This window comes from Streptomyces sp. NPDC002574 (assembly GCF_042889545.1).
Classification (GTDB): Bacteria; Actinomycetota; Actinomycetes; order Streptomycetales; family Streptomycetaceae; genus Actinacidiphila.
This window is the reverse complement of the sequence record NZ_JBIARB010000024.1, coordinates 66,352-87,044: the sequence shown is the minus strand read 5'-3', so window position 1 is coordinate 87,044 and position 20,693 is coordinate 66,352. Positions and strand designations below refer to the sequence as shown.

Here is a 20,693-nt window from a genome sequence, read left to right as displayed (position 1 = left end):
TCGTCGATCGTTATCGGGGCAACTCCGACGTCAACGATCAAGACCGCACGCGCATTCCCGGCCCGCTCCCGGGGCACAGGGGCTCAGTGCCGGTACAGCGCCTCGATCTCCCGTGTGTAGGCCTTCTCGATGGCCTTCCGCTTCAGTTTCAGCGACGGCGTGAGCAGTCCCTCAGCCTCGGAGAACTGGCCGGCCAGGATGCGGAAGGTGCGGATCGACTCCGCCTGCGAGACCAGGGTGTTCGCGGCGACCACCGCCCGGCGTATCTCGGTCTCCAGGTCGGCGTCGTGGATCAGCTTGGCGATCGGCAACTGCGGTTTGCCGCGCATCGTCAGCCAGTGCCCGATGCCCTCCGGGTCGAGGGTCAGGAGCGCGGCGATGAACGGCCGGTCGTTGCCGACCACGACGCACTGCGACACCAGCGGGTGGGAACGCACCCGGTCCTCCAGCACGACCGGGGAGACGGACTTGCCGCCGCTGGTGACCAGGATCTCCTTCTTCCGGCCGGTGATGGTCAGGTAGCCGTCCTCGTCGAGCGCGCCGAGGTCGCCGGTGGCCAGCCAGCCGTCGTGCAGGACCTCCGCCGTGGCCTTGGGGTTGTTGAGGTACTCGGTGAAGACCTGCCCGCCGTGCACCCACACCTCGCCGTCGTCGGCGATGTGCACGGAGGTGCCGGGCACGGGCAGGCCCACCGTGCCGAAACGTGTCTGCTCGGGCGGATTGGCCACGGCGGCGGCCGTGGTCTCGGTCAGTCCGTAGCCCTCGAAGATCCGCACGCCCGCGCCGTCGAAGAACAGCCCGAGCCTGCGGTCCATCGCCGAGCCGCCGGAGAAGGCGTGCCGGACCTTGCCGCCGAGGGCCGCGCGCACCTTGCCGTAGACGAGCTTCTCGTACAGCTGGTGCTGCATCCGCAGTCCGGTGCTCGGGCCCGGGCCGGTGCCGAAGGCGCGCGCCTCGGTGGCCTCCGCGTGCCGTACCGCGATCTCGACGGCCTTCTCGAAGGGGCCGAGCTTGCCGCCCGCCTCGGCCTTGCGGCGGGCGCCCTGGAAGACCTTCTCGAAGACGTACGGGACCGCGAGCACGAAGGTCGGCTTGAAGGAGGCCATCGCCGGGAGCAGTTCGGCGGCGGCCAGGTTGGGCTGGTGGCCCAGCCGCACCCGGGCGCGCACCGCCGCGACCTCCACCATGCGGCCGAAGACGTGGGCGAGCGGGAGGAAGAGCAGGGTCGAGGCCTCGTCGCCGGGCTTGGAGTGGAAGACCGGCTCGTACTTGCCGATGACGTTGTCGGCCTCGGCCATGAAGTTGGCGTGGCTGATCACACAGCCCTTGGGCCGGCCGGTGGTGCCCGAGGTGTAGATGACGGTGGCCGGGCCGTCCGGGGTGACGGCCATGCGGTGCCGGTGGACCGTGTCGTCGTCGATGTCGGCGCCGTCCCGTGCCAGCTCCGTGAGCGCGTCGGAGTCCAGCTGCCACAGCCGGGCCAGCCGGGGGAGTTCGTCGATGACCGCGCCGATGGTCATCGCGTGGTCCTCGTGCTCCACGATGCAGGCGACCGCGCCCGAGTCGTGGAGCATCCAGCGCACCTGCTCGGCGGAGGACGTCGGGTAGATCGGCACCGGCTGGGCGCCGATCGTCCACAGCGCGTAGTCGAGGACGGTCCACTCGTAGCGGGTGCGGGACATCAGGCCGACCCGGTCGCCGAAGCGGACGCCGTGCGCGAGCAGGCCCTTGGCCACCGCGACGACCTCGTCCCGGAAGCCGGCGGCGGTGACGTCCTCCCACTCGGCGCCCTCCGGGCCGGTCCGGCGGCCGAGCACGACACGGTCCGGCTCCTCGGCGGCGGCGGCGAACACGGAGTCCGCCAGTCCGCCGACTTGGGGTGCCGTCACCAGTGGGGGGATGGTGAACTCGCGCAAGGTCGCTCCTCGGCCGCTCGGGCGGTTGCAGAAGCTACCCGATGGCGCGGCGGCGCGGGAGGGGGCCGGTGACCGGGTGTGAGGGTCCCCGGAGGGACCCCCGCACCCCGGTGACGAGCGGATTCCCCGTTACCGCAAGGAACATGAGGCCGGAAGGGGGCGTCCGGGCGGAAGGAAGCCCGTTCGGATCTGCACCAAATCCCCGCGCCGGGATCACCCCCGCTCTACAGCGGCAACGGGCTCCGGAACGCTCTGTTCCGGCGCTGTCGCCTGCGGTTTCGACCGTACGAGGACGAGCACGACCGCGCCCGCGAGCAGCCCCGCGACCCCGGCCGTCACCGCGGCCGCGTTCAGCCCGGACGCGAAGGCGGCGTGCAGCGCGTGGTCGGCGGCCGGGCGCTGGGCCTCGGGCACCCGCGCCAGCAGTCCCCGGGCGCCGCCGCCCGCGAGCACCCGGGCGGCGGTGTGCGGGTCGGGGACGCCGGAGTCGCGCAGCGAGTCCTCCATCCGGCCGGTGAGCAGCGTGCCGAAGACGGCGACCGCCAGCGCGTAGCCGAGCTGGCGGAAGGTGTTGACCGCGCCGCCCGCCATGCCCGCCCGCCGGGGCGGCACGGAGGCCAGCGCCGCGCCCGCGATCGCCGGGTTGACCAGGCCCACGCCGAGGCCGGCCACCACCAGGCCGACGGTGAGCGAGGCCCACCCGGAGTCCGCGTCCAGCACCGCCTGCGCCAGCGCCCCGGCGCCGATCAGCACCAGCCCGCCGCCGATCACCAGCCGGTGCGGCGCCCCGTGCAGGAGACGGCCGCCCAGCGCCGAGGCCACGAAGGCCGCCAGTGCCAGCGGGATCAGCACCAGGCCGCCGCGCACCGGGCTCAGCCCCAGCAGCGTCTGCAGCCACAGCGAGGTGTACGCCAGGACGCCGAACGCCGTGCCCGCGAGCGCGAAGGCGCCGACCGTGACGGCGGTGAAGGAGCGGTCCCGGAACAGCGCGAGGTCCAGCATCGGATGCGCGGAACGCCGCTCCACCAGGACGAAGACGGCCAGTGCCGCCGCCGCGCCGGCCAGGGTGGCCATCGTGCGCGCCGAGGCCCACCCGGCCTCGTCGGCGCGGATCACCGCGAAGGTGGTGAGCCCGGCGAAGGCGGTGAAGGACGCCGTGCCCGGCCAGTCGATCCGGGCGCCGCTGTGGCCCTTCGACTCGCTCACCACGCGCAGCGTCAGCGCGATGGCGACGACGCTGACGGGGAGGTTGACGAAGAAGATCCACCGCCAGTCCAGCGCCTGCGTCAGCAGACCGCCCAGCACCGGGCCGAGCGCCGCCGCGGCGCCGCTGACCGCGCCCCACACGCCGAGCGCCACCGAGCGGTCGCGCCCCTGGTAGGCCGCGCCGAGCAGCGAGATCGTGGTGGCGAACATCGCGGTCGCCCCCACCCCCTGCACGGCGCGCATGGCCACCAGCCAGCCCGCTCCGGGGGCCAGGCCGCAGGCGAGCGACGCGGCGGCGAACAGCGCGGTCCCCACCACGTACATCCGGCGGCGTCCTATGACGTCGGCCGCCGAGCCGGCGCCCAGCAGGAGGGCGGCGAGGGCCAGCGCGTACACGTCGATCATCCATTGGAGGTCGGACAGCGAGGCGTTGAGCGCACCCGCGATGTCCGGCAGTGCGACGATCACGATCGTCACGTCGATCAGCAGCATGAAGGTGCCGAGACAGACCGCCACCAGCGGTCCCCATTTACGCATGGTCTTCCCTGTTCCTCGTCGGTGTTCATCGCAGGCGTTCTTCCGTACCATCGCGAAGGACGGCACGGTTCCTCCAGCCACGGACGACAATGCGCCGGATTCCGACATCAGGAAGGGGAGAGCGATGGATTCCCACACCGTCGACGAGCTCGACCTGCGGTTGGTGCACGCGCTGCAGCTCGACGGGCGTGCTCCCTTCAGCCGGATCGCGGACGTGCTGGGTGTCTCCGACCAGACGGTGGCACGCCGCTACCGCCGTCTGCACGCCGATTTCGGGATGCGGGTGCTGGGACTGCCCGAGCAGGAACTGCTCGGCAGGACCCGCTGGGCACTGCGGCTGCGCAGCACGCCGGAGGCGGCCGAGTCGCTGGCCAAGGCGCTGGCCCGGCGCGAGGACACCGCGTGGATCTCGCTGATGTCCGGCGGCACCGAGGTCATGTGCATCACCCGGCCGCGCAGCCACGACGAGCACGACGCCCTGCTGCTGGGCCGGCTGCCGCGCACGCCGAGCATCGTGGAGATCGGCGCGCACAGCATCCTGCACACCTTCTACGGCGGCGCGTTGGGCTGGTTCGCCAAACGGGACGCGCTGACCGCCCAGGAGGCCGAGGCACTGCGGTTGCCCCCGTGCGAGCCGCCGGAGCCCGGCACGGTCGTTTTGGACGCCGCCGACGAGGCCCTCTTCGCCGTCCTCGCCCGGGACGGGCGCGCGACCTACCCCGAACTGCACCGGGCCACCGGGCTGTCGGAGTCCGCGGTCAAGCGCCGGCTGGAGCAGCTGCGCGCCTCGGGCGTGCTCTACACCGACGTGCAGCTGGACTCGGCGTGGATCGGCCACGACACCCGCGCACTGTTCTGGATCACCGCGGCGCCCGCGGCGCTGCACTCCGTCGGCACGGCGCTGGCCGCCCACCGGCAGACCGCCTACGTCGCGGCGACCACCGGCTCGTCCAACATCGTCGCCGTCGTCATCTGCCGCGACACCGCGGAGATGTACCGCTACCTGAGCGAGCAGGTCGGCGCGCTGGAAGGCGTCCGGCACGTGGAGACCGCGCCCTCGTTGCGCCTGGTGAAGCAGATCACGACCGAAGGGATCCACTGAGGGGCTTGCCGAGGGATCCGCCGAGCGATCCGTCGAGGATCGCCGCGGCGAGCGCGTCCGCCGCCTCCCGCGCCGCGGGCCGCCGGGCGCCGTGCAGCAGCACGAAGTCCACCCCGCCGAGCTCCGGCAGGCCCGCGCGCGTCGGCACCCGCACCAGGCCGGGCGGGACGAGCCCCTCGGCGTGCGCCATCACCCCGAGTCCCGCGCGGGCCGCGGCGATCAGTCCGCTCAGCGAGCCGCTGGTGCACGCGATCCGCCACGACCGGGCGTGCCGTTCCATGACCTCCAGCGCCCGTGCCCGGGTGATCGCCGGGGCCGGGTAGAGGATCAGCGGGACCGGCCGCCGCGCGTCGAGCCGGAAGCGTTCGCCGGCCACCCACACCAGCCGGTCCCGCCACACCAGTTCGCCGTGCGTGTCGCCGGCCGCGCGCTTGCCGAGCACCAGGTCCAGCCGTCCCGCGGCCAGCCGCCGGTGCAAGGTCGCCGACAGCTCGACCGTCAGCTCCAGGTCGACCTCCGGGTGCTCGCGCCGGAAGCCCTCCAGGATCTCCGGCAGCCGGGTCAGCACGAAGTCCTCCGAGGCGCCCAGACGCAGCCGCCCGCGCAGCCGGGTCCCCGCGAACCAGCCCGCCGCCCGCTCGTTGGCCTCCAGGATCGTGCGCGCGAAGCCCAGCATGGCCTCGCCGTCCTCGGTCAGCTCCACGCTGTGGGTGTCCCGCGCGAAGAACTGCCGCCCCGCCTCCTCCTCCAGCTTCCGCACGTGCTGGCTGACGGTCGACTGGCGCAGGCCCAGCCGCCGGGCGGCCTGCGTGAAGCTCAGGGTCCCCGCGACCGTGACGAAGGTCCGCAACTGCACCGGGTCGAACATGCCCCCAGCCTAGCGGCGGCCATCGCGAAACGTGATGACAGTCAGTGCGGTCACTGCCATTTACGATCGCGCGTGCGCCGGGCAAACTGGGAAGGTCACGTCCGTGCACCGATGAGGAAGTCCATGCGCCGCCTGCGTTACCCGCCCTGGCTCCCCCTGGACCCCTACATCGCGGCGCTGCTCGGCACCGTGCTGCTCGCCGCGCTGCTGCCCGCCAGGGGCGCCGGCGCCCATGTGGCGGGTGGGGCGTCCACCGGGGCCGTGGCGCTGCTCTTCTTCCTGTACGGGGTGCGGCTGTCCACCCGCGAGGCGATGGACGGGCTGCGCCACTGGCGGCTCCATTCGACGGTGCTGGCCTGCACGTTCGTGCTGTTCCCCGCCCTCGGCCTGGCGGCCCACGTCCTGGTGCCGTACCTGCTGACGCAGCAGTTGTGGACCGGTCTGCTCTTCCTGTGCCTGGTGCCCTCCACCATCCAGTCCTCGATCGCCTTCACCTCCATCGCGCGCGGCAACGTCGCCGCCGCCATCTGCGCCGGCTCCTTCTCCAGCCTTGCCGGTCTGGCGCTGACCCCGCTGCTCGCGGCGGTGCTGCTGGACGGCAGGGGCGCGGGCTTCTCGCTGGACTCGGTCCTCGGGATCGTGCTGCAACTGCTCGTGCCCTTCGTCGCCGGGCAGCTGCTGCGCCGGTGGATCGGCGGCTTCGTCCTGCGGCACAAGAAGGTGCTCGGACTGGTCGACCGCGGCTCGATCCTGCTGGTCGTCTACGCCGCCTTCAGCGAGGGCGTCGTCGGTGGCATCTGGCACCTGGTGACCCCGTTGCGGCTGCTCGGGCTGCTGCTGTCCGAGGCCCTGCTGCTGGCGGCGATGCTCGCGCTGACCTCGTACGGGGCGCGGCGGCTCGGCTTCGGCAGGGCGGACCGGATCACCATCGTCTTCGCCGGCTCCAAGAAGAGCCTCGCCGCCGGACTGCCCATGGCGACCGTGCTCTTCGGCGCTCAGGCCGGCCTCGCGGTGCTCCCGCTGATGCTCTTCCACCAGATGCAGCTCATGGTCTGCGCCGTCATCGCCAAGCGCTGGGGACGCCAGGCGGAGGCCGCCGCGCCCACCGCGACGAGCGCGCCCGGGACGCCCGCGCGCGGCGTCCTGGTGCACAGCTCCTCCGCGGCGCGCGGGGACGACAGCGCCTAACGCAGCGCGTTCACCACCAGGACGGCCAGGGCCATCGCGAGGAAGAGCAGGTAGGCGCCGAGGGCGCGCCCGCGGTCGCCGGCCCGCACCTGGCGGTACAGCGTCCAGCCGAAGATCGCCGCCTCCAGCGCGGCCCCGGCCACGCCCGGCACGGGCCACCACAGACCCGCGATCACGGCCGCGGCGCCGAGTGCGTGCAGCGAGCCGAGCAGGACCGGCACCCGGGGATGCCGGCCCTGGAGCACGCCGAGGCGGGTGAGTTCGTCCAGGCGTTCCAGACCCGGGCGGGCCCGGGCGAGCTGGGCGACGGCCGAGGGGACGACTTCGAGCAGCAGCAGGACGGTCAGGGTCACGGCGGCGGCGTACATGTCCTCGGCCCCGTGCCCTCAGCCCAGCCGGCAGATCACGAAGCCGGGGTAGGGGTGGCTGCCGGGGCGGTCACCGATCTCGTCGATCGCCCGCCGTATCTCTTGGAGCTGACTCACCGTCATCTCCAAGGGTGGTTCGTCCGGTTGGTAGGTGGTGCGGACCGGGTAGTCCACGCCGGGCTCGCGGCTCATCTCGATGTGGCAGCCCAGCACATGGCTGACCGGCCGTTCCCCGGCGAAGGCGATGAGCCGGTCGACGGTGCGGACGAAGGCGGCCCAGTCGGCGACGTACAGCCGGCCCGGGTAGACCGTGTCCCCGGTGAGGAGGAAGCCGGTGCGGGGGTCGTAGTAGGTGACGGCGGCCTCGTGGTGGCCGGGGGTCGCCAGGCACTCCAGGACCCGGCCGCCGAGGTCGACGCGGGCCACCGCGTCCGGGTCCGCGTCGAAGCCGAAGAAGGGCCACGCGCCGTCGCGGCCGGCCGGGACGACGACGGTGTCCGGGCGGTCCGCGAACTGCCCGTCGCCCGCGACGTGGTCGCCGTGCGCGTGCGTGTGCAGCACCAGCAGCCCGTACCCGTCCCGGGGATGCCGTTCCCGCCACGCGGCGACCAGCTCGTCCACGACCCGGCGCAGCGGGAAGAACGCGGCGGACTCCGTGGCCCCGGTGTCGATCAGGACGGCCCGCTCCTCGCCGAAGAGCAGGTAGAGGAAGGGCGCTTCGTAGTGGACCGCCTTGTTCTGCCGCAGTACGACGGTGTCCTCCGCGTACGCGAACACCTGGATGTCGGGGTCGGTGTTGTGCTTCGCGGACGGCGATCCGTGGATCCACCGCACGTCCAGGGGCTGTGTCACGGAGGTCATCCGGCTCCTCGTTCCTCGGGGCGGCGGCAACGGCGGGGCAGCGGCCCGGCGACCGGCAGCGTACGCGCCGTGTCCGCGGCGCGCACGACCGGCCTGGCCCCCGTGACGGCCGGGGCGTCGTTTTGTGCGCCCGCCCGGTCGGGAGGGACACTGTCCCCGTGACTTCTGAGGGCTCGGCGGAATCGTTTCTCCAGCGTATCGGCGCCTTCGCGGCGCCCGGGCCCGCGCACCGCGCTCTCGTCAGTGATCCCGACGGCGACACCACCGAAGCCGTCCACAAGGAGGTGGCTTCCTGATGGCCTCGCGCCTCGTGCTCGTCCGGCACGGACAGACCGAGTGGTCCAAGAGCGGCCAGCACACCGGCCGTACCGACATCCCGCTGACCGAGGAGGGGCGCGAGGCCGCGCGCCTGCTCGGCAAGCGGCTCGCCCGCGCCCCCTGGCACGACTTCCCCGGCGCACGGGTCCGCACCAGCCCGCTGCAGCGCGCCCGCGACACCTGCGAGCTGGCCGGTTTCGGCGACCGCGCGGAGCCCTGGGACGCCCTGCGGGAGTGGGACTACGGGGAGTACGAGGGCCGCACCTCGCCCGAGATCCGCGAGGAGCGGCCGGGCTGGGTGATCTGGCGCGACGGAGTGGTCGGCGGCGAGACCTCCTGGCAGGTCGCCAACCGCGCCGACGAGGTCGTGGCCTGGGCCAAGTCGGAGGACAGCGACGCCGTGGTCTTCGCCCACGGCCACTTCCTGCGCACCCTCGCCGCCCGCTGGCTGCGCCTGGACCCGATGCGGGGCATGGTGCTGAGCCTGGCCCCCGCGTCGCTCTCCGTCCTCGGCTGGGAGTACGGCGACCCGGCGATCACCCTGTGGAACGACACCGCGCACCTGCAGTGACCCGGCTCAGCGCGCCCACGGCGGGCTGAGCCGCGAGCCGTCGGCCAAGGACGCCTCCAGGCCGGTGCTGGTGGTCACCCACAGGGCGGCGGGCTCGTCCGCCGGATTCTCCAGGGCCAGGGAGCATCCGGCGGGCGCGATGGCCACGTCGCCGGGGGAGAGGTCGTGGCGCTCGCCGTCCAGGGTCAGCCGGGGCGCGCCGCCGAGCACCAGGAACACTTCCTCCCGGCTGATGACGTGCGCGGGACCGGCGGTGCGCGGCGGCACCTCGCCGCGCCAGGCGCAGATCTCCCGGCTGCCGGTGGCGGTCGCGGCGTACGAGACGAAACGGACGCCGTGCAGGTCGTGCACGTGGGCGTCGGAGGCGCGGACGACGGGCATGGGGACTCCTCACCGGAAGATGCGCAAGCAGCTTGCGCAAGTTACTTGCCTACATGCTCAAGCTGCTTGCGCACTGTGTCAAGGTGATTCCCATGAACGACGAAGAGGCCCTGGCCACGGACCTGGGCATCACCCTGCTCGCGGCCGCGGGCGCCCTCACCACCGCCATCCACGACGGCGTCGTCGCCCGCGGCTACACCGACCTGCGCCCCGCCCACGGCTTCGCCTTCGCCCGCATGGCCGCGAGCGGCGCCACCGTCACCGAGCTCGCCGGGCACCTCGGCGTGACCCGCCAGGCCGCCGGTCAGCTCGTCGACGAACTCGTCGCCAAGGGCTACGCCGAGCGCCGCCCGCACCCCGACGACGCCCGCGCCCGGCTGGTCGTCCTCACCGACCGCGGCCACGCCTGCACCCGCGCCGCCGAGGCTGCCGCCGCCGACGCCGTCCGCCCCTGGACCGCCGCCCTCGGCCCCGGCCGCGTGCGCGCCCTGACCGACGACCTGCGCCGCGTCGCCCCGAACGGCCCGGTCCGGCCCACGTGGTAGCCGGGTCCCGGACGATACGCGGCACCGCGGACGTCGCCGCGGACTTCACCGGCGACTTCGAGACGCACTTCACGCTGCCCGTCCCCCGGCCCGGCGACGAGGAGCGCATACGCGCCCGGGCCGAGCTCCATGGCCTCAAGTACACCCGCATCGTGCTCGACCGGGGAGCCGCCCCCGACCAGCCCATGCCGGCCCTGCGCGGCCGGGGCACCCTGCCCGTCCGGCGCGACGCCGCCGCGCGGTGGACCGGCCGGCCGCGTGCGGCGGGCTTCGACGTCGCACGGGTGAAGATCGAGGCCGCGCCCTGGAACGCGGACGTGCCCCGCACCGGCCGCGAGGCGCCGGCCCTGCCGTCCGGCTGCTCCTTCGAGCACCACGTCAAACTCGCCGTCGCGGACCCGGCCCGGCCGGCGGAGGTCCGGGCCGTCGCCGGGCAGCACGCCTCCCACGTCTCCCGCAACGCCCGCCGCGACCTCGGCGGCCGCGGCCACGAACGCTTCGTCATCCAGCGCTGCCGCGGCGTCGGCCGCCCCCAGGCGCGCCTGCGGCTCGACCCCCTGCTCGCCGCCCTCAGGGCGGCGGCCTTCCCTGTCGTGGAGGTGGAGGAGGAGTTCGTCGTGCACGACGACCGCCCCGCCCTGGACGACGGCTGGATCGACGAGGAGCCGGGCCGGTGACCGCCCGCGCGGAGCGCGACCCCGCGGCGGCCGCGCACCGGGCCGTCCTCGACCATCTGCTCCACCTGGTGGCGCGGTCCCCGCTCGGCGAACTCCTCGTGCTGCGCGGCAGCATGGTCATGCCCGCCTGGGTCGGCGCCGCCGCCCGCGAGCCGGGCGACCTCGACTGGATCGTCCCGCCCTCCCTGGCCGTGCCCGTCGACCCGCTCCATCCGTACCCGTACGTCGACGAGTTCGCTACCGTCCAGCAGTGGCCCGAGGCGGCCGACGGCGCGGCCGTCCACGAGATGTGGACGGAGGAGGAGTTCGGCACTGGCGGACAGCGGGCACACGTCCCGCCCGACCGGCTGCACTGGATCACGGACCCGGAACCCGACCCCTCCGGCGGCCCGCCCGGCGAACTGCTGGAACTGGTCCGCCGGCATCGCTACGCCGCCCCTGGGGTGCGGCTCGACCCGGAGCAGGCCCGCAGCGACGGGACCTGGATGTACGCGGACTACGACACCCCCGGCGTGCGCCTGGTCATCCCCTGGCACGCCGACGGGCTGCCCCCGGGCGAGGCCCGCGTGGACTTCGCCCGCGACGAACGGCTGCCCGAGGCGCCGGTACTGACCGCCGTGCCGCGCGGCGACGGCGGTCCCCCGGCGGTGGTGCGCACCGCCGACCGTGAACTCTCCCTGGCCTGGAAGTTGTTGTGGCTGCAGGCCGACGCCGCGACGGGGGAGCGCGCCCAGGGCAAGGACCTCTACGACGCGGTCCTCCTGGCCGAAGCGCCGGGGACCGCACTCACCCCGCGCCTGCTGCGCCGGGTGATGAGCCGGGAGCCCGGCCATCCCGCTGGGGCGTCCCGCCTCACGCGGGTCGCGCCGCACTCCGTCGACTGGGACGCCTTCCGCGCGGCGCACCCCTGGGTCGCCGGCACCGCCGCCGAATGGCTGGACCGCCTGAGCCTGGCGCTGGACGGCCTGCTGGACGGCCCGCCGGACGGGGGTGGCTGACGCCGCCGTCCGGGCGCCGCGGCCCGGACCGGCCTACGCTGTCCCACGGGGCCGTCGGCCCGCTCCGCGGCTCCCCTCCCGTGCCAGCAACGGAACGAAGGGCCGGCCCCATCGTGGCAGCAGCACCCGAGGCCGAACCGGTGTACCTCACCTACCAGCGCGGCGCCCTGCACGACCTGCCGGACGAGCCGGAGGCCTACGACGCCGTGCTCGCGCGCGTCGCGGAGGAGGCGCTGGCCCGGATCACCGCGGAGGGCAGTCTGGAGCGCCCCGGGTGCGTCCTGGACGTCGGCGACACCTCACTGGGCGTCACCTCGCTGCTGGCGCTGGCCTTCCAGCGCTCCGGCGGCGCGCTGGAGCACCTTGTCGAGCCGGTCCGCCGCAGTCTCGACTTCCACCTGCGTGAACGCGTCTACGTCCACGACAACCCGGGCTATCCGAATCTGCGGGTCCGTGACTCCGGGGTGCCGTACGCCCGTTACTCGCTCGGCGACGGCGAGCACCCCCTGGGGGACTGGCCCAGCACCGTGTGGGCGCTGCTCCAGGCCGTCAATCTGCTCGACGCCGCCGACGGGCTGCTCGGCCACGCGCACCGCACCGCGCTCACGGACCTGGCGCGCGGCTACTGGCGCCGGCTCACCGAGATCACCTGGTTCAACCCCCAGGACGCCACCAGCCAGGCCATCGGCTGCGTCGTGGGCGGCCTGATGCTCGCCCGCCACCTGCCCGCACAGGCGGGCGAGACCGTGCGGGCCACCGCCATGGAGCTGTACGAGCGGGAGGTGCGCGCCCGCCGGCTGGCCGACCGGGGCGCGCTGCTGCCCGCGGAGCACGGCGGCGCCTACGACAACAACTACGGCCCGATCTCGCTGTCCTTCCTCGCGCAGGCCCACCGGATCAGCGGCGAGGAGGTGTTCGCGGAGGACGGCGACGAGATCGCCCGCTACATCGACGCCCGGCTCTCCTCCTGCGGCTACGACGTCGGCGGCCCCCGCTACAGCGAGCAGCACTGCGGCTTCGAAGCGGTCCTGGGACTGCGCCACTTCAGCCGCCGCATCCACGGCGACCTGGGCCGCTACCTCGGCGACACCCGCTGGGCGCGGCACGCCGCCGGTCCCGACGGGGCCCTCGACGGGCACTTCGCCTTCATGCTGGTCTGGCAGACCCAGGACACCACGCACTGGCACCGGGCCCCGCGCAAGGGCGCGGTCCGGCACCAGTTGCGCCGCGAGGGCGTCAGCGTCTCCTTCGACGACCGCCTCACGCCCGCCCTCGTCGAGGCGGGCCGCACGGTGCTGCTGCCCGCCGCCGTCAACCGCCAGCACGGCATCGGCCCCGCCGAGGACGGCTTCCTGCTCACCCGGCCGTTCGGCCGGGTCCGCGTGCGGGACGCGGCCGCGGCGCCCGGCCTCGCGGCGAAGCTGGTCACCAAGCCCGTGGTCACCAGGGGCGGGGACCTGGTCCACACCCGGTCCCTGTACGTCACCGACGGCCTCCGCCTCTGGCTCGTCGTCGCCGTCGACCGCCGCCCCGGCGCGCCCTACCTGCTGGCCGGCCTCCCGTACGCCACCGCCCACGGCGACCGCCTCGCCAAACTCCGGCAGGCCGCCGGCGTCGACTTCGCGGTGCCGGGCCTGCGCCACACGACCGGCGGCGCGCTCGTCCTCGGCGGCATGGCCGTGGCGGGAGCGGCCGGACTCCGCCTCACCACACCGGACTTCCCCGGCACGGACGGCTCCGCCTACTTCAGCAGCGCCACCACGATCGACCTCACCCAGGAGCAGGCCGCCTTCCGGCTCGCCGCCGACCCGCGCGGCTTCGGCAACCCAGACGAGGGCTGGCGCCATATCGCCGCCACCACCGCCGTCGAGGCGCCCGCCGTCCGGCACGGCCCGGACGACCTCCACCTCTTCGCCGTCCGCTACGGCCCGGCCGGCACCGCCGACGAGCCGTTCCTCGCCGAGTTCGGCCGCGACGGCACCGACCTGGCCGTCCGCACCGAGGCGTTCGCCGCCCTCGTCGGCCCGCCCTCCGGCGACCGCAACGGCGACCCCACCCTCCGCCTCGCGGGCCATTCCTGACCCCCGTCGATCCCGGGGCCGCCGGCTCGCCGCTTCGAGCGGTGGGGGAGCGGCGGGATGGCTAGCATGCGGGGAGACGTGATCGCGCGCGAAGGAGGCGGGTCCAGCATGGCGGACGACCGTACGATTCCGGGCATCGACCCCACGGCCAAGCCGAGCGGGGAGGGCTGCGCCGGCTGCGGCGCGGGCGAGGGGCCGGGCTGGTGGCTGCACCTGCGGCGCTGCGCCGAGTGCGGGCGGATCGGCTGCTGCGACTCCTCGCCGTCCCAGCACGCTACGCGGCACGCCCGTGAGGCGGGCCACCCGTTCATCACCAGCTTCGAGCCCGGTGAGGACTGGTTCTGGAACGTCGAGACTGAGCAGTACTACGACGGTCCCGCCCTCCCCCCGCCGACCTCCCGCCCGGAGAGCCAGCCGTCCCCGGGCCCGCACGGCCGGGTGCCCGAGGACTGGCAGCAGCAGCTGCACTGACGCCGGAGGGAGCGGGTCGCGGCGCGGGCGGGACGCTACGCGTCCTCCTGCAGCCGCACCCGTGCCAGCTGCCGCGACTGCGCCACGAGACGGCCCGCCGAGTCCCAGACCTCGGCGTCCTCCTCCATGTAGCCGTCGGCGAAGTTGCGCGTGGAGTGCTTCAGCCGCAGCCAGCCCGGCGCGGGCCGGGCCCGGACGTGGGCGGTCAGTTCCAGGGTGGGTGCCCAGCCGCGTATGCCCAGGTCGAAGCTGACCGGCGGCAGCGCGTCGACGGCCAGCAGCAGCATCAGCGGATCCGGCTCGCGTCCGTCGGGCAGCCGCAGCCAGCCCTGGATCAGGCCGCGCCCGGACGGCGCCCCGACCGCCCAGCCGACCGTGCCCGGGTCCAGCCGCAGCTCGATCCGCTCCAGCATCGGTGAGATCTTCAGGAAGTCGGGCGGTGCCATGTCGGTGCCGACGCACTGCTCCGGCGGCGGCATCTGCGGGGGTGTCGCGGAGGTCCGCACGTCACCCGCGTGGTCGTGGCCGTCCAGGTCGCCGTAGGTGGCGATGGCGCGCAGCCGCTCCTCGCCGTCCTGCAGGACCGATGCCGTGCCGGTGGAGACCGTGCGGCCGCGGCGCAGCGTCTCGGTGCGCACGGTGACCGGGCCGGGGCGCGAGGTCGACAGGTAGTACGCGCTGATCGAGAACGGGTCGCGGTGTCCGCGCTCGCCCCCGCCGAGCTCGGCGGCCAGGGCCCGTCCGGCGAGGGCGAGCAGCAGGCCGCCGTTGATGCCCATGCCGATCCGCCAGCCCTCGTGGAGCTCGGCGTCGTGGAGCGAGGGATCGTCCGGGCGGGGGGTGAGGGCGGTTTCGCGGTCGAAACCGTAGGTCTCCGTCATCGTCAGCGTTCCTTGAGGTCGAGCGAGGTGAACAGGGCGTCCAGGGCCGCGTCGACGGACGCCGCGCCGGTCGCCAGGGCGAGCGAGCCCCACAGCCAGAGTTGCACGAGGCCGTGCAGCCCCGACCACAGTGCGCCGGTGAGCGCGCGGGGGTCGGCCGCCGGGTGCCAGCCGTCCGCCTGCGCGGCACGGACGAGCACGAGCAGGTGGTCGTCGAAGGCCGACAGGCTCACCCGGCCCAGTTCCCTGTCCCGGGGGTCGAGCAGGTCGTGCCGGAACATCAGGGCGAACATGGCGGGCCGGGCGAGGGCGTAGCCCACGTATCCGCGTGCCCCGGCCCGCAGCCGTGCCCGGGCCGAAGCCCCGTCGGCGCAGTCCCGTACGGCGGCCTCCGCCGAGGCGTTCAGCTCCCGGAACCCGGCCGTCGCCACGGCCGACAGCAGCGCCGCGCGGTGCGGGAAGTGCTTGAGCGGGGCGCCGTGCGACACATCGGCCCGGCGCGCGATCGCGCGCAGGGTCAGGCCCTCCACGCCGTCCTCGTCGAGCACGGCGAGAGCGGCGTCGAGCAGGCGGGCGCGGGGGTCGGTCGGCATGGTGGACAGTGTCCACCTCGGAGTGGACAGTGTCTACCCCCGCCTGTGCGCGCGACGGAGGGGCTGGTCAGCCCCGGCCGGCCGCCGGCGCGGGCAGGGCGATGCGTTCCTCGCCCGCGTACACGTTCATGGAGGTGCCGCGCAGGAAGCCGACGAGGGTGAGGCCCGACTCGGCGGCGAGATCGACGGCGAGGGAGGACGGGGCGGAGACGGCGGCCAGGACGGGGATGCCGGCCATCACCGCCTTCTGCGCGAGCTCGAAGGAGGCGCGTCCGGAGACCATGAGGATCTTCCCGGTGAGCGGGAGCAGGCCCTGCTGGAGGGCGCGTCCCACGATCTTGTCGACGGCGTTGTGGCGGCCGACGTCCTCGCGGACGTCCAGCAGTTCGCCGTCGGCGGTGAAGAGCGCGGCGGCGTGCAGACCGCCGGTCCGGTCGAAGACCTGCTGGGCGGCGCGCAGCCGGTCGGGGAGCGCGGACAGCAGGGCCGGTTCGAGCCGGAGCGGCGTGGCGTCGGCGATGGGCCAGCGCGCGGTGGTGCGGACCGCGTCGAGGCTGGCCTTGCCGCACAGGCCGCAGGAGGACGTCGTGTAGACGTTCCGCTCCAGCGTGATGTCGGGGACGGGGACACCCGGGGCGAGCCGTACGTCGACGATGTTGTACGTGTTGGAACCGTCGACGGTCGCGCCCGCGCAGTAGACGATGTTCGCCAGTTCCTCCGCGCGGCCGAGCACGCCCTCGCTGACCAGGAATCCGGCCGCCAGGGCGAAGTCGTCGCCCGGTGTGCGCATCGTGATGGCGAGCGGTTTGCCGTTCAGCCGTATCTCCAGCGGCTCCTCGGCGACCAGGGTGTCCGCCCGGTGGTCGATGGCGCCGTCCCTGATCCGCAGTACGCGGCGCCGTTCGGTGACCCGTCCCATGTCGATCAGTCCCGGTTCTGTCCGTGCGGGCGGCCGGTTCGGCCCTTGGTACAGAGGTTGCCATGCGAATGTGCGGTGCCGCGCGGCGCGACGTTCCCGCCATCCGTGCAGATTGTCTACAGCATCCCATTGCGTGGTCAAGGGCCGCGCACGCGTGGGCGACCACGGGGGTCAGAACACGTCCACGACGCTGCCGACGGTCAGGTACAGGGCGCCGGCGAACAGCGCGAGGGTGAGCAGGCCCAGGGCCGTGACGCCCGCGAGCCGGGCGTACCAGCCGGTGCCGGAGACCACTTCGGGGTGGTCCGGGTCGTACGTGATCTCCAGGCGCCGCGCGTCCCCCTCGACCTTGCGGCCGGTGCCCCGGTAGTCGTGGACGACCCCCTTGAGGTCGGTGAAGCGGTGGACGGTCACCGCCGGGCTCTCGCTGTCGGCGGGCTCCTCCCTGCGGTCGAAGACGGCGATCACCGTGATGCCGCGCCGGCGCAGGACCAGGCCCTTGTCCAGCTCTGTGAGGAATCCGGCCAGCGCGCCGACGCCGAAGAAGGCGGGCAGGACGCCGAGCCCCCACCGCAGCGCCCCCTCGCCGTCCACGAGCCGCCAGACGAGACCCGCGAGCCAGCCGAGTGCCAGCAGCAGACCGGTGACGCCCACGACGGCGTCGCCCGGGGTCGACTCCTCGGCGGGCTTCGTGTCCTGTGCGGGCCGGGCCCTGGTGGAGGTCACCTCCACCAGGGCCTGGCCGTCCTGCCGGGGTTCGGCCGCGTCGCGCGGCGGGAGCGCGGCGTTGACGGCCGACGCGAACACCGTCACGGCACGGGAGTTGTGGTGCCTGACGGAGTACACGGTCGCGGGCCCGCCCGCGGTGGTGAGGACGATCTCCGCGGTGCTGCCCTGCGGGCCGGCCGCGCGGACCTCCTCGATCGCGGCCACCGGAATGCGGCGCCGCTCGTGCCCTTCGCTCATGCACACGTCGTCCCCGTCGAAGCGGGCGGTCACACCGCCCCCTCGCAGGACCAACTCCGGCTGCTCGGCGGCGGATACCTCGCTCGTCACGAGATCACTGTAGGTGCCCGCCGCGGACCGCGGAACAGCGTCGCGGTCATGGTTTGACGCGCGGTGCCGGATCTGGGTACATCCGTGCGAATCTGCTGTGTCGTACGCCGACGGGGGCTGTCACTCGTGAGCACCACGGACGCCGATCAGGGGACCCAGCCCCCGGTCACCACCTGCTACCGCCACACCGGGCGCGAGTCGCACGTCCGGTGCACACGCTGCGACCGCTACATATGCCCGGACTGCATGCGGGAGGCGTCCGTCGGCCACCAGTGCCCCGAGTGCGTCCGCGAGGGCAACCGCGGTGTCCGCGAGGCCCGTACGGCCTTCGGCGGCAGGATCGCGACGTCGGCCGTGCCCACCGTGACGTACGCGCTGATCGCGCTGAACGTCGCCATGTACGTGGCCGAGGTGCTGCGCCCGGGCATCGTCGTCCGCCTGGACGGCCTCGGCCAGGGCCTGCTGGGTCCCGACGGGAACGGGTACGTCTTCCACGGCGGGGCGGTACCGCCGGGCTACCGGGCGATCGGTGTCGCGCACGGCGAGTGGTACCGGCTCCTCACCTCGTCCGTGCTCCATTCCGGCCCGACCGAGGGGCACTTCGGCATCACCCACATCCTGTTCAACATGGCCGCGCTCTGGAACATCGGCCGCGTGGTCGAGAGCCAGCTCGGACGCGCCCGGTACCTGGGGCTCTACCTGCTCGCCGCCCTCGGCGGCGGCGTGGCCGAGTACGTGCTCGCGCCGTACACCCCCGCGCTGGGGGCCTCCGGCGCCGTCTTCGGGCTCGCGGCCGCGTACTACATCCTGAGCCGGCGTCTGCACTACGACCCCCTCGGCGGCAACCAGCTGATCGTCACCCTGCTGGTGTGGCTGGTGATCTCCGCGGCCGTCACCTCCTGGCAGGGCCACCTCGGCGGCCTGCTCACCGGAGGCGCGCTCGGGCTCGCGCTGGCCTATGCCCCCGCCCGGCGGCGGACTCTCGTCCAGGCGGCCGGCGCGGTCGCGGTCCTGGCCGTCCTGGTGGTGCTGGTGCTGGTGAAGACGTCCCAACTCACCGGAGCCGCATAGGGGGAGCGGCACCGGCGCCGCGAGGTGTGAAGAGGGTCACGCACCGCGGCGGTGTCCCGACCGGGCCCCCTGCCCGGTAGACTGTAGACGAAAGCCAATCATCCCCGGAAAGGTTGGGGGCCGAGATGCTGTCCACTGGGCTGTCGCAGGGATCCGTGCCCAAACTGGAGCGTCCAGGGCCCCTGCGCGAGCGGGTGTACGAAGCGCTGCTCGAACTCATCATCACCCGCGCGCTGAGCCCCGGTCAGCATCTGGTGGAGACCGAACTCGCGGGCCACCTCGGGGTCTCCCGCCAGCCGGTGCGCGAGGCGCTGCAACGGCTGAACACCGAGGGGTGGGTGGATCTGCGCCCGGCCCAGGGGGCGTTCGTCCACGAGCCCACCGAGGAGGAGGCCGACCAGCTCCTCGTCGTCCGCGCGCTGCTGGAGACCGAGGCCGCGCGCCTGGCCGCCGCCAACGCCGGTGCCAAGGGGCTGGAACGGCTGGACGAGCTCTGCGCGACCGGGGAGGCCGCGGTCGAGGCCGACGACGTCGACGCGGTGGTGGCGGCGAACGCCGCCCTCCACGCGTACGTGATGGAGCTGGCCGGCAACGCGGTGCTCACCGAGCTCTCCCGGCAGGTCGACCGCCGGGTGCGCTGGTACTACACCCCGGTCGCCCGGCAGCGCGGCAAGCAGTCCTGGATCGAGCACCGTGAGCTGATCAAGGCCATCGCCGACCGCGACGCCGCCCGGGCGAGCGAGGTCATGCGCGCCCACACCGAGCAGACCCGGAACTCCTACCACCACCGCGCCGACAAGGACTGAGCGGGCCCGCGCGACGGGCCCGCCCGGTCACAGCAGCGCGTCGCCCTCGAAGTAGCCGAGCCGCTCCCGGTACAGCTCCATGTTGAGGCCGTTCGGGTCACGGATGTACAGGCTGTTGTCCACGCCCCGGTCCGGCCCGAGGTAGTCGGTGCCGGCCGCGTCCAGGCGCTCCTTGGCCGCGTCGAACTGCTCCGCCGTCACCGACAGCGCCAGGTGCTGCAGACCGCCGATGGTCTCGTGCTGCTCGGGGTGCTCGTGGCCGGGGAAGTCGAAGAAGCCGAGCAGGTTCCCGTTGCCGATGTCGAAGAAGAAGTGGCTGGAGCCCGCGTAGTCGCGGTTCTCCACCAGCTCCACCAGCGGGAATCCCAGGAACTCCTGGTAGAAACGGATGGTCTCCTCGACGTCGCGGCAGATGAACGCCGCGTGGTGCACCCCCGCCGCCGTCGTCGCCGGTCGCTTGCCGGGCTCGTGCAGATACTGCGTGCGCAGCTCCTCCCGCCGCGCCCGTACCGCTTCCAGCTCCTTGCCCTGCGGCTCACCCATGTCCGTCCCGCCTTCCAGCCCGCCGAAAATCCAGTGCGCCGGAACATATACCCGATTACCCTCCGGCCATGGTGACCTTCGACCGACTGGCGGCTTTCGCCCTGGTTTCGCTGCTGCTGGTGCTCATCCCCGGCCCCAGCGTCCTGTTCGTCATCGGCCGCGCGCTGGCCCACGGCCGCCGCGTCGCGCTGACCTCCGTCGCCGGCAACACGCTGGGCTCCTACGTGCTCGTGCTGGCCGTCGCGTTCGGCGTCGGCCCGGTCGTGGAACGCTCGGCCCTGCTGTTCGCCGCGCTGAAACTCGCGGGCGCCGCGTACCTGGTGTACCTCGGGGTCAAGGCGCTGCGGCACCGCAAGGCGCTCAGCATGGCCGCCGGGGAGCCGGGGGCGTCGCGCGGCGCGCTGCGCACGCTGGCCGAGGGTTTCGTCGTGGGGGTGTCCAACCCCAAGACGATGGTGTTCTACGCGGCCGTCCTGCCGCAGTTCGTGGACCGCGCCGCCGGGCACGTCACCACGCAGATGCTGCTGCTCGGCCTGGTGTTCAACGTCATCGCGCTCGTCTCCGACAGCACCATGGGCCTGGTGGCCTCCGCGGCCCGCTCCTGGTTCGCGCGCTCGCCGCGCCGCCTGTCGATGGTCGGCGGCGCGGGCGGCCTGGCCATGATCGGCCTGGGTGTGACGGTCGCCGCGACCGGGCGCACCGACTGATCACGGTGCCGCTCGATAGGCTGGGGCGT

Annotated in this window: 23 protein-coding genes; 12 read left to right on the top strand and 11 right to left on the bottom strand. The window is 73.8% G+C overall.

The window, feature by feature from the left end; genetic code table 11:
• Positions 1-83: 83 nt before the first annotated feature.
• Positions 84-1,916 carry an AMP-dependent synthetase/ligase gene (locus ACFYXS_RS38150; protein ID WP_389256391.1) on the bottom strand — a complete coding sequence of 611 codons (1,833 nt, stop codon included), beginning with the start codon at positions 1,914-1,916 and terminating at the stop codon, positions 84-86.
• A 213-nt stretch (positions 1,917-2,129) separates the two neighbouring features.
• Positions 2,130-3,659 carry an MFS transporter gene (locus tag ACFYXS_RS38145; RefSeq protein WP_389256390.1) on the bottom strand — a complete coding sequence of 510 codons (1,530 nt, stop codon included), beginning with the start codon at positions 3,657-3,659 and terminating at the stop codon, positions 2,130-2,132.
• Positions 3,660-3,783: 124 nt separating this feature from the next.
• Here ACFYXS_RS38145 and ACFYXS_RS38140 point away from each other — a divergent pair, with 124 nt between their 5' ends.
• Positions 3,784-4,761, top strand: a complete 978-nt coding sequence (locus ACFYXS_RS38140; RefSeq protein WP_389256389.1) for an Lrp/AsnC family transcriptional regulator — start codon at positions 3,784-3,786, stop codon at positions 4,759-4,761.
• On the opposite strand, the gene ACFYXS_RS38135 is transcribed toward ACFYXS_RS38140, so the two are convergent.
• The gene (locus ACFYXS_RS38135; RefSeq protein ID WP_389256388.1) at positions 4,739-5,629 is read right to left on the bottom strand and encodes a LysR substrate-binding domain-containing protein; all 891 of its coding nucleotides are present in this window, start codon (positions 5,627-5,629) and stop codon (positions 4,739-4,741) included. The two genes, ACFYXS_RS38140 and ACFYXS_RS38135, sit on opposite strands and share 23 nt — an antisense overlap.
• 123 nt (positions 5,630-5,752) lie before the next feature.
• On the opposite strand from ACFYXS_RS38135, the gene ACFYXS_RS38130 reads away from it, so the two are divergent.
• A complete protein-coding gene (locus ACFYXS_RS38130; protein WP_389256387.1) occupies positions 5,753-6,817 on the top strand; it encodes a bile acid:sodium symporter family protein in 1,065 nt (354 codons plus the stop codon).
• Here ACFYXS_RS38130 and ACFYXS_RS38125 read toward each other — a convergent pair.
• Both ACFYXS_RS38125 and ACFYXS_RS38120 read right to left on the bottom strand, forming a co-directional pair.
• Positions 6,814-7,170: a DoxX family protein gene (locus tag ACFYXS_RS38125; protein ID WP_389256386.1), complete on the bottom strand. Its 357-nt coding sequence runs from the start codon at positions 7,168-7,170 to the stop codon at positions 6,814-6,816. The genes ACFYXS_RS38130 and ACFYXS_RS38125 overlap by 4 nt on opposite strands.
• Before the next feature lie 33 nt (positions 7,171-7,203).
• Entirely contained in the window at positions 7,204-8,046 is an 843-nt protein-coding gene (locus ACFYXS_RS38120) for an MBL fold metallo-hydrolase (RefSeq protein ID WP_389256385.1), read from the bottom strand.
• Positions 8,047-8,204: 158 nt separating this feature from the next.
• Here ACFYXS_RS38120 and ACFYXS_RS38115 point away from each other — a divergent pair, with 158 nt between their 5' ends.
• Together ACFYXS_RS38115 and ACFYXS_RS38110 are read left to right on the top strand one after the other, a co-directional pair.
• Complete coding sequence (locus tag ACFYXS_RS38115; RefSeq protein WP_389256384.1) at positions 8,205-8,342, top strand: hypothetical protein; 138 nt, start codon at positions 8,205-8,207, stop codon at positions 8,340-8,342.
• Positions 8,342-8,935, top strand: coding sequence for a histidine phosphatase family protein (locus tag ACFYXS_RS38110; RefSeq protein ID WP_319665610.1), 594 nt, complete (start codon positions 8,342-8,344; stop codon positions 8,933-8,935). Before ACFYXS_RS38115 ends, ACFYXS_RS38110 begins: the two co-directional genes overlap by 1 nt.
• A 6-nt stretch (positions 8,936-8,941) precedes the next feature.
• Here ACFYXS_RS38110 and ACFYXS_RS38105 read toward each other — a convergent pair whose 3' ends face one another.
• On the bottom strand, positions 8,942-9,316 hold the full coding sequence (locus tag ACFYXS_RS38105) for a cupin domain-containing protein (protein ID WP_389256383.1): 375 nt from the start codon (positions 9,314-9,316) through the stop codon (positions 8,942-8,944).
• Between the two features lie 92 nt (positions 9,317-9,408).
• On the opposite strand from ACFYXS_RS38105, the gene ACFYXS_RS38100 reads away from it, so the two are divergent.
• From ACFYXS_RS38100 to ACFYXS_RS38080, 5 genes are all read left to right on the top strand, one after another.
• Positions 9,409-9,861 carry a MarR family winged helix-turn-helix transcriptional regulator gene (locus tag ACFYXS_RS38100; protein WP_389256382.1) on the top strand — a complete coding sequence of 151 codons (453 nt, stop codon included), beginning with the start codon at positions 9,409-9,411 and terminating at the stop codon, positions 9,859-9,861.
• Positions 9,855-10,538 (top strand): hypothetical protein, encoded by a 684-nt coding sequence (locus ACFYXS_RS38095; protein ID WP_389256381.1) that lies wholly within the window; start codon positions 9,855-9,857, stop codon positions 10,536-10,538. Before ACFYXS_RS38100 ends, ACFYXS_RS38095 begins: the two co-directional genes overlap by 7 nt.
• On the top strand, positions 10,535-11,536 hold the full coding sequence (locus ACFYXS_RS38090) for a nucleotidyl transferase AbiEii/AbiGii toxin family protein (RefSeq protein ID WP_389256380.1): 1,002 nt from the start codon (positions 10,535-10,537) through the stop codon (positions 11,534-11,536). The genes ACFYXS_RS38095 and ACFYXS_RS38090 overlap by 4 nt, the downstream gene beginning before the upstream one ends.
• Before the next feature lie 140 nt (positions 11,537-11,676).
• Positions 11,677-13,617, top strand: coding sequence for a hypothetical protein (locus ACFYXS_RS38085; RefSeq protein WP_389256403.1), 1,941 nt, complete (start codon positions 11,677-11,679; stop codon positions 13,615-13,617).
• A 108-nt stretch (positions 13,618-13,725) separates the two neighbouring features.
• Positions 13,726-14,088 carry a UBP-type zinc finger domain-containing protein gene (locus tag ACFYXS_RS38080; RefSeq protein WP_389256379.1) on the top strand — a complete coding sequence of 121 codons (363 nt, stop codon included), beginning with the start codon at positions 13,726-13,728 and terminating at the stop codon, positions 14,086-14,088.
• Positions 14,089-14,123: 35 nt separating this feature from the next.
• Here ACFYXS_RS38080 and ACFYXS_RS38075 read toward each other — a convergent pair whose 3' ends face one another.
• The 4 genes from ACFYXS_RS38075 to ACFYXS_RS38060 all read right to left on the bottom strand — a co-directional run bounded on the left by ACFYXS_RS38075 (position 14,124) and on the right by ACFYXS_RS38060 (position 17,537).
• Positions 14,124-14,969: a thioesterase family protein gene (locus ACFYXS_RS38075; protein WP_389256378.1), complete on the bottom strand. Its 846-nt coding sequence runs from the start codon at positions 14,967-14,969 to the stop codon at positions 14,124-14,126.
• Between the two features lie 2 nt (positions 14,970-14,971).
• Positions 14,972-15,562, bottom strand: coding sequence for a TetR/AcrR family transcriptional regulator (locus ACFYXS_RS38070; RefSeq protein ID WP_389256377.1), 591 nt, complete (start codon positions 15,560-15,562; stop codon positions 14,972-14,974).
• Between the two features lie 67 nt (positions 15,563-15,629).
• Entirely contained in the window at positions 15,630-16,481 is an 852-nt protein-coding gene (gene fdhD / locus ACFYXS_RS38065; RefSeq protein WP_389256376.1) for a formate dehydrogenase accessory sulfurtransferase FdhD, read from the bottom strand.
• A 171-nt stretch (positions 16,482-16,652) separates the two neighbouring features.
• On the bottom strand, positions 16,653-17,537 hold the full coding sequence (locus ACFYXS_RS38060; RefSeq protein WP_389256375.1) for a hypothetical protein: 885 nt from the start codon (positions 17,535-17,537) through the stop codon (positions 16,653-16,655).
• 126 nt (positions 17,538-17,663) lie between these two features.
• On the opposite strand from ACFYXS_RS38060, the gene ACFYXS_RS38055 reads away from it, so the two are divergent.
• Both ACFYXS_RS38055 and ACFYXS_RS38050 read left to right on the top strand, forming a co-directional pair.
• Positions 17,664-18,608, top strand: coding sequence for a rhomboid family intramembrane serine protease (locus ACFYXS_RS38055; protein WP_389256374.1), 945 nt, complete (start codon positions 17,664-17,666; stop codon positions 18,606-18,608).
• Positions 18,609-18,733: 125 nt separating this feature from the next.
• On the top strand, positions 18,734-19,414 hold the full coding sequence (locus tag ACFYXS_RS38050; RefSeq protein WP_389256373.1) for a GntR family transcriptional regulator: 681 nt from the start codon (positions 18,734-18,736) through the stop codon (positions 19,412-19,414).
• A 27-nt stretch (positions 19,415-19,441) separates the two neighbouring features.
• On the opposite strand, the gene ACFYXS_RS38045 is transcribed toward ACFYXS_RS38050, so the two are convergent.
• On the bottom strand, positions 19,442-19,957 hold the full coding sequence (locus ACFYXS_RS38045) for a VOC family protein (RefSeq protein ID WP_389256372.1): 516 nt from the start codon (positions 19,955-19,957) through the stop codon (positions 19,442-19,444).
• A 68-nt stretch (positions 19,958-20,025) separates the two neighbouring features.
• Between ACFYXS_RS38045 and ACFYXS_RS38040 the strand changes: the two genes are divergently transcribed.
• The gene (locus ACFYXS_RS38040; RefSeq protein WP_389256371.1) at positions 20,026-20,664 is read left to right on the top strand and encodes a LysE family translocator; all 639 of its coding nucleotides are present in this window, start codon (positions 20,026-20,028) and stop codon (positions 20,662-20,664) included.
• The last annotated feature ends 29 nt before the right edge of the window (positions 20,665-20,693 follow it).

What these genes read in the sequence shown, in the direction of transcription:
- ACFYXS_RS38040 (WP_389256371.1), top strand. Translation starts at nt 20,026, where the DNA reads ATGGTGACCTTCGACCGACTGGCGGCTTTCGCCCTGGTTTCGCTGCTG.
- ACFYXS_RS38120 (WP_389256385.1), bottom strand. Translation starts at nt 8,046, where the DNA reads ATGACCTCCGTGACACAGCCCCTGGACGTGCGGTGGATCCACGGATCG.
- ACFYXS_RS38140 (WP_389256389.1), top strand. Translation starts at nt 3,784, where the DNA reads ATGGATTCCCACACCGTCGACGAGCTCGACCTGCGGTTGGTGCACGCG.
- ACFYXS_RS38145 (WP_389256390.1), bottom strand. Translation starts at nt 3,659, where the DNA reads ATGCGTAAATGGGGACCGCTGGTGGCGGTCTGTCTCGGCACCTTCATG.
- ACFYXS_RS38045 (WP_389256372.1), bottom strand. Translation starts at nt 19,957, where the DNA reads ATGGGTGAGCCGCAGGGCAAGGAGCTGGAAGCGGTACGGGCGCGGCGG.
- ACFYXS_RS38050 (WP_389256373.1), top strand. Translation starts at nt 18,734, where the DNA reads ATGCTGTCCACTGGGCTGTCGCAGGGATCCGTGCCCAAACTGGAGCGT.
- ACFYXS_RS38075 (WP_389256378.1), bottom strand. Translation starts at nt 14,969, where the DNA reads ATGACGGAGACCTACGGTTTCGACCGCGAAACCGCCCTCACCCCCCGC.
- ACFYXS_RS38105 (WP_389256383.1), bottom strand. Translation starts at nt 9,316, where the DNA reads ATGCCCGTCGTCCGCGCCTCCGACGCCCACGTGCACGACCTGCACGGC.
- ACFYXS_RS38130 (WP_389256387.1), top strand. Translation starts at nt 5,753, where the DNA reads ATGCGCCGCCTGCGTTACCCGCCCTGGCTCCCCCTGGACCCCTACATC.
- ACFYXS_RS38100 (WP_389256382.1), top strand. Translation starts at nt 9,409, where the DNA reads ATGAACGACGAAGAGGCCCTGGCCACGGACCTGGGCATCACCCTGCTC.
- ACFYXS_RS38070 (WP_389256377.1), bottom strand. Translation starts at nt 15,562, where the DNA reads ATGCCGACCGACCCCCGCGCCCGCCTGCTCGACGCCGCTCTCGCCGTG.
- fdhD (WP_389256376.1), bottom strand. Translation starts at nt 16,481, where the DNA reads ATGGGACGGGTCACCGAACGGCGCCGCGTACTGCGGATCAGGGACGGC.
- ACFYXS_RS38135 (WP_389256388.1), bottom strand. Translation starts at nt 5,629, where the DNA reads ATGTTCGACCCGGTGCAGTTGCGGACCTTCGTCACGGTCGCGGGGACC.
- ACFYXS_RS38110 (WP_319665610.1), top strand. Translation starts at nt 8,342, where the DNA reads ATGGCCTCGCGCCTCGTGCTCGTCCGGCACGGACAGACCGAGTGGTCC.
- ACFYXS_RS38080 (WP_389256379.1), top strand. Translation starts at nt 13,726, where the DNA reads ATGGCGGACGACCGTACGATTCCGGGCATCGACCCCACGGCCAAGCCG.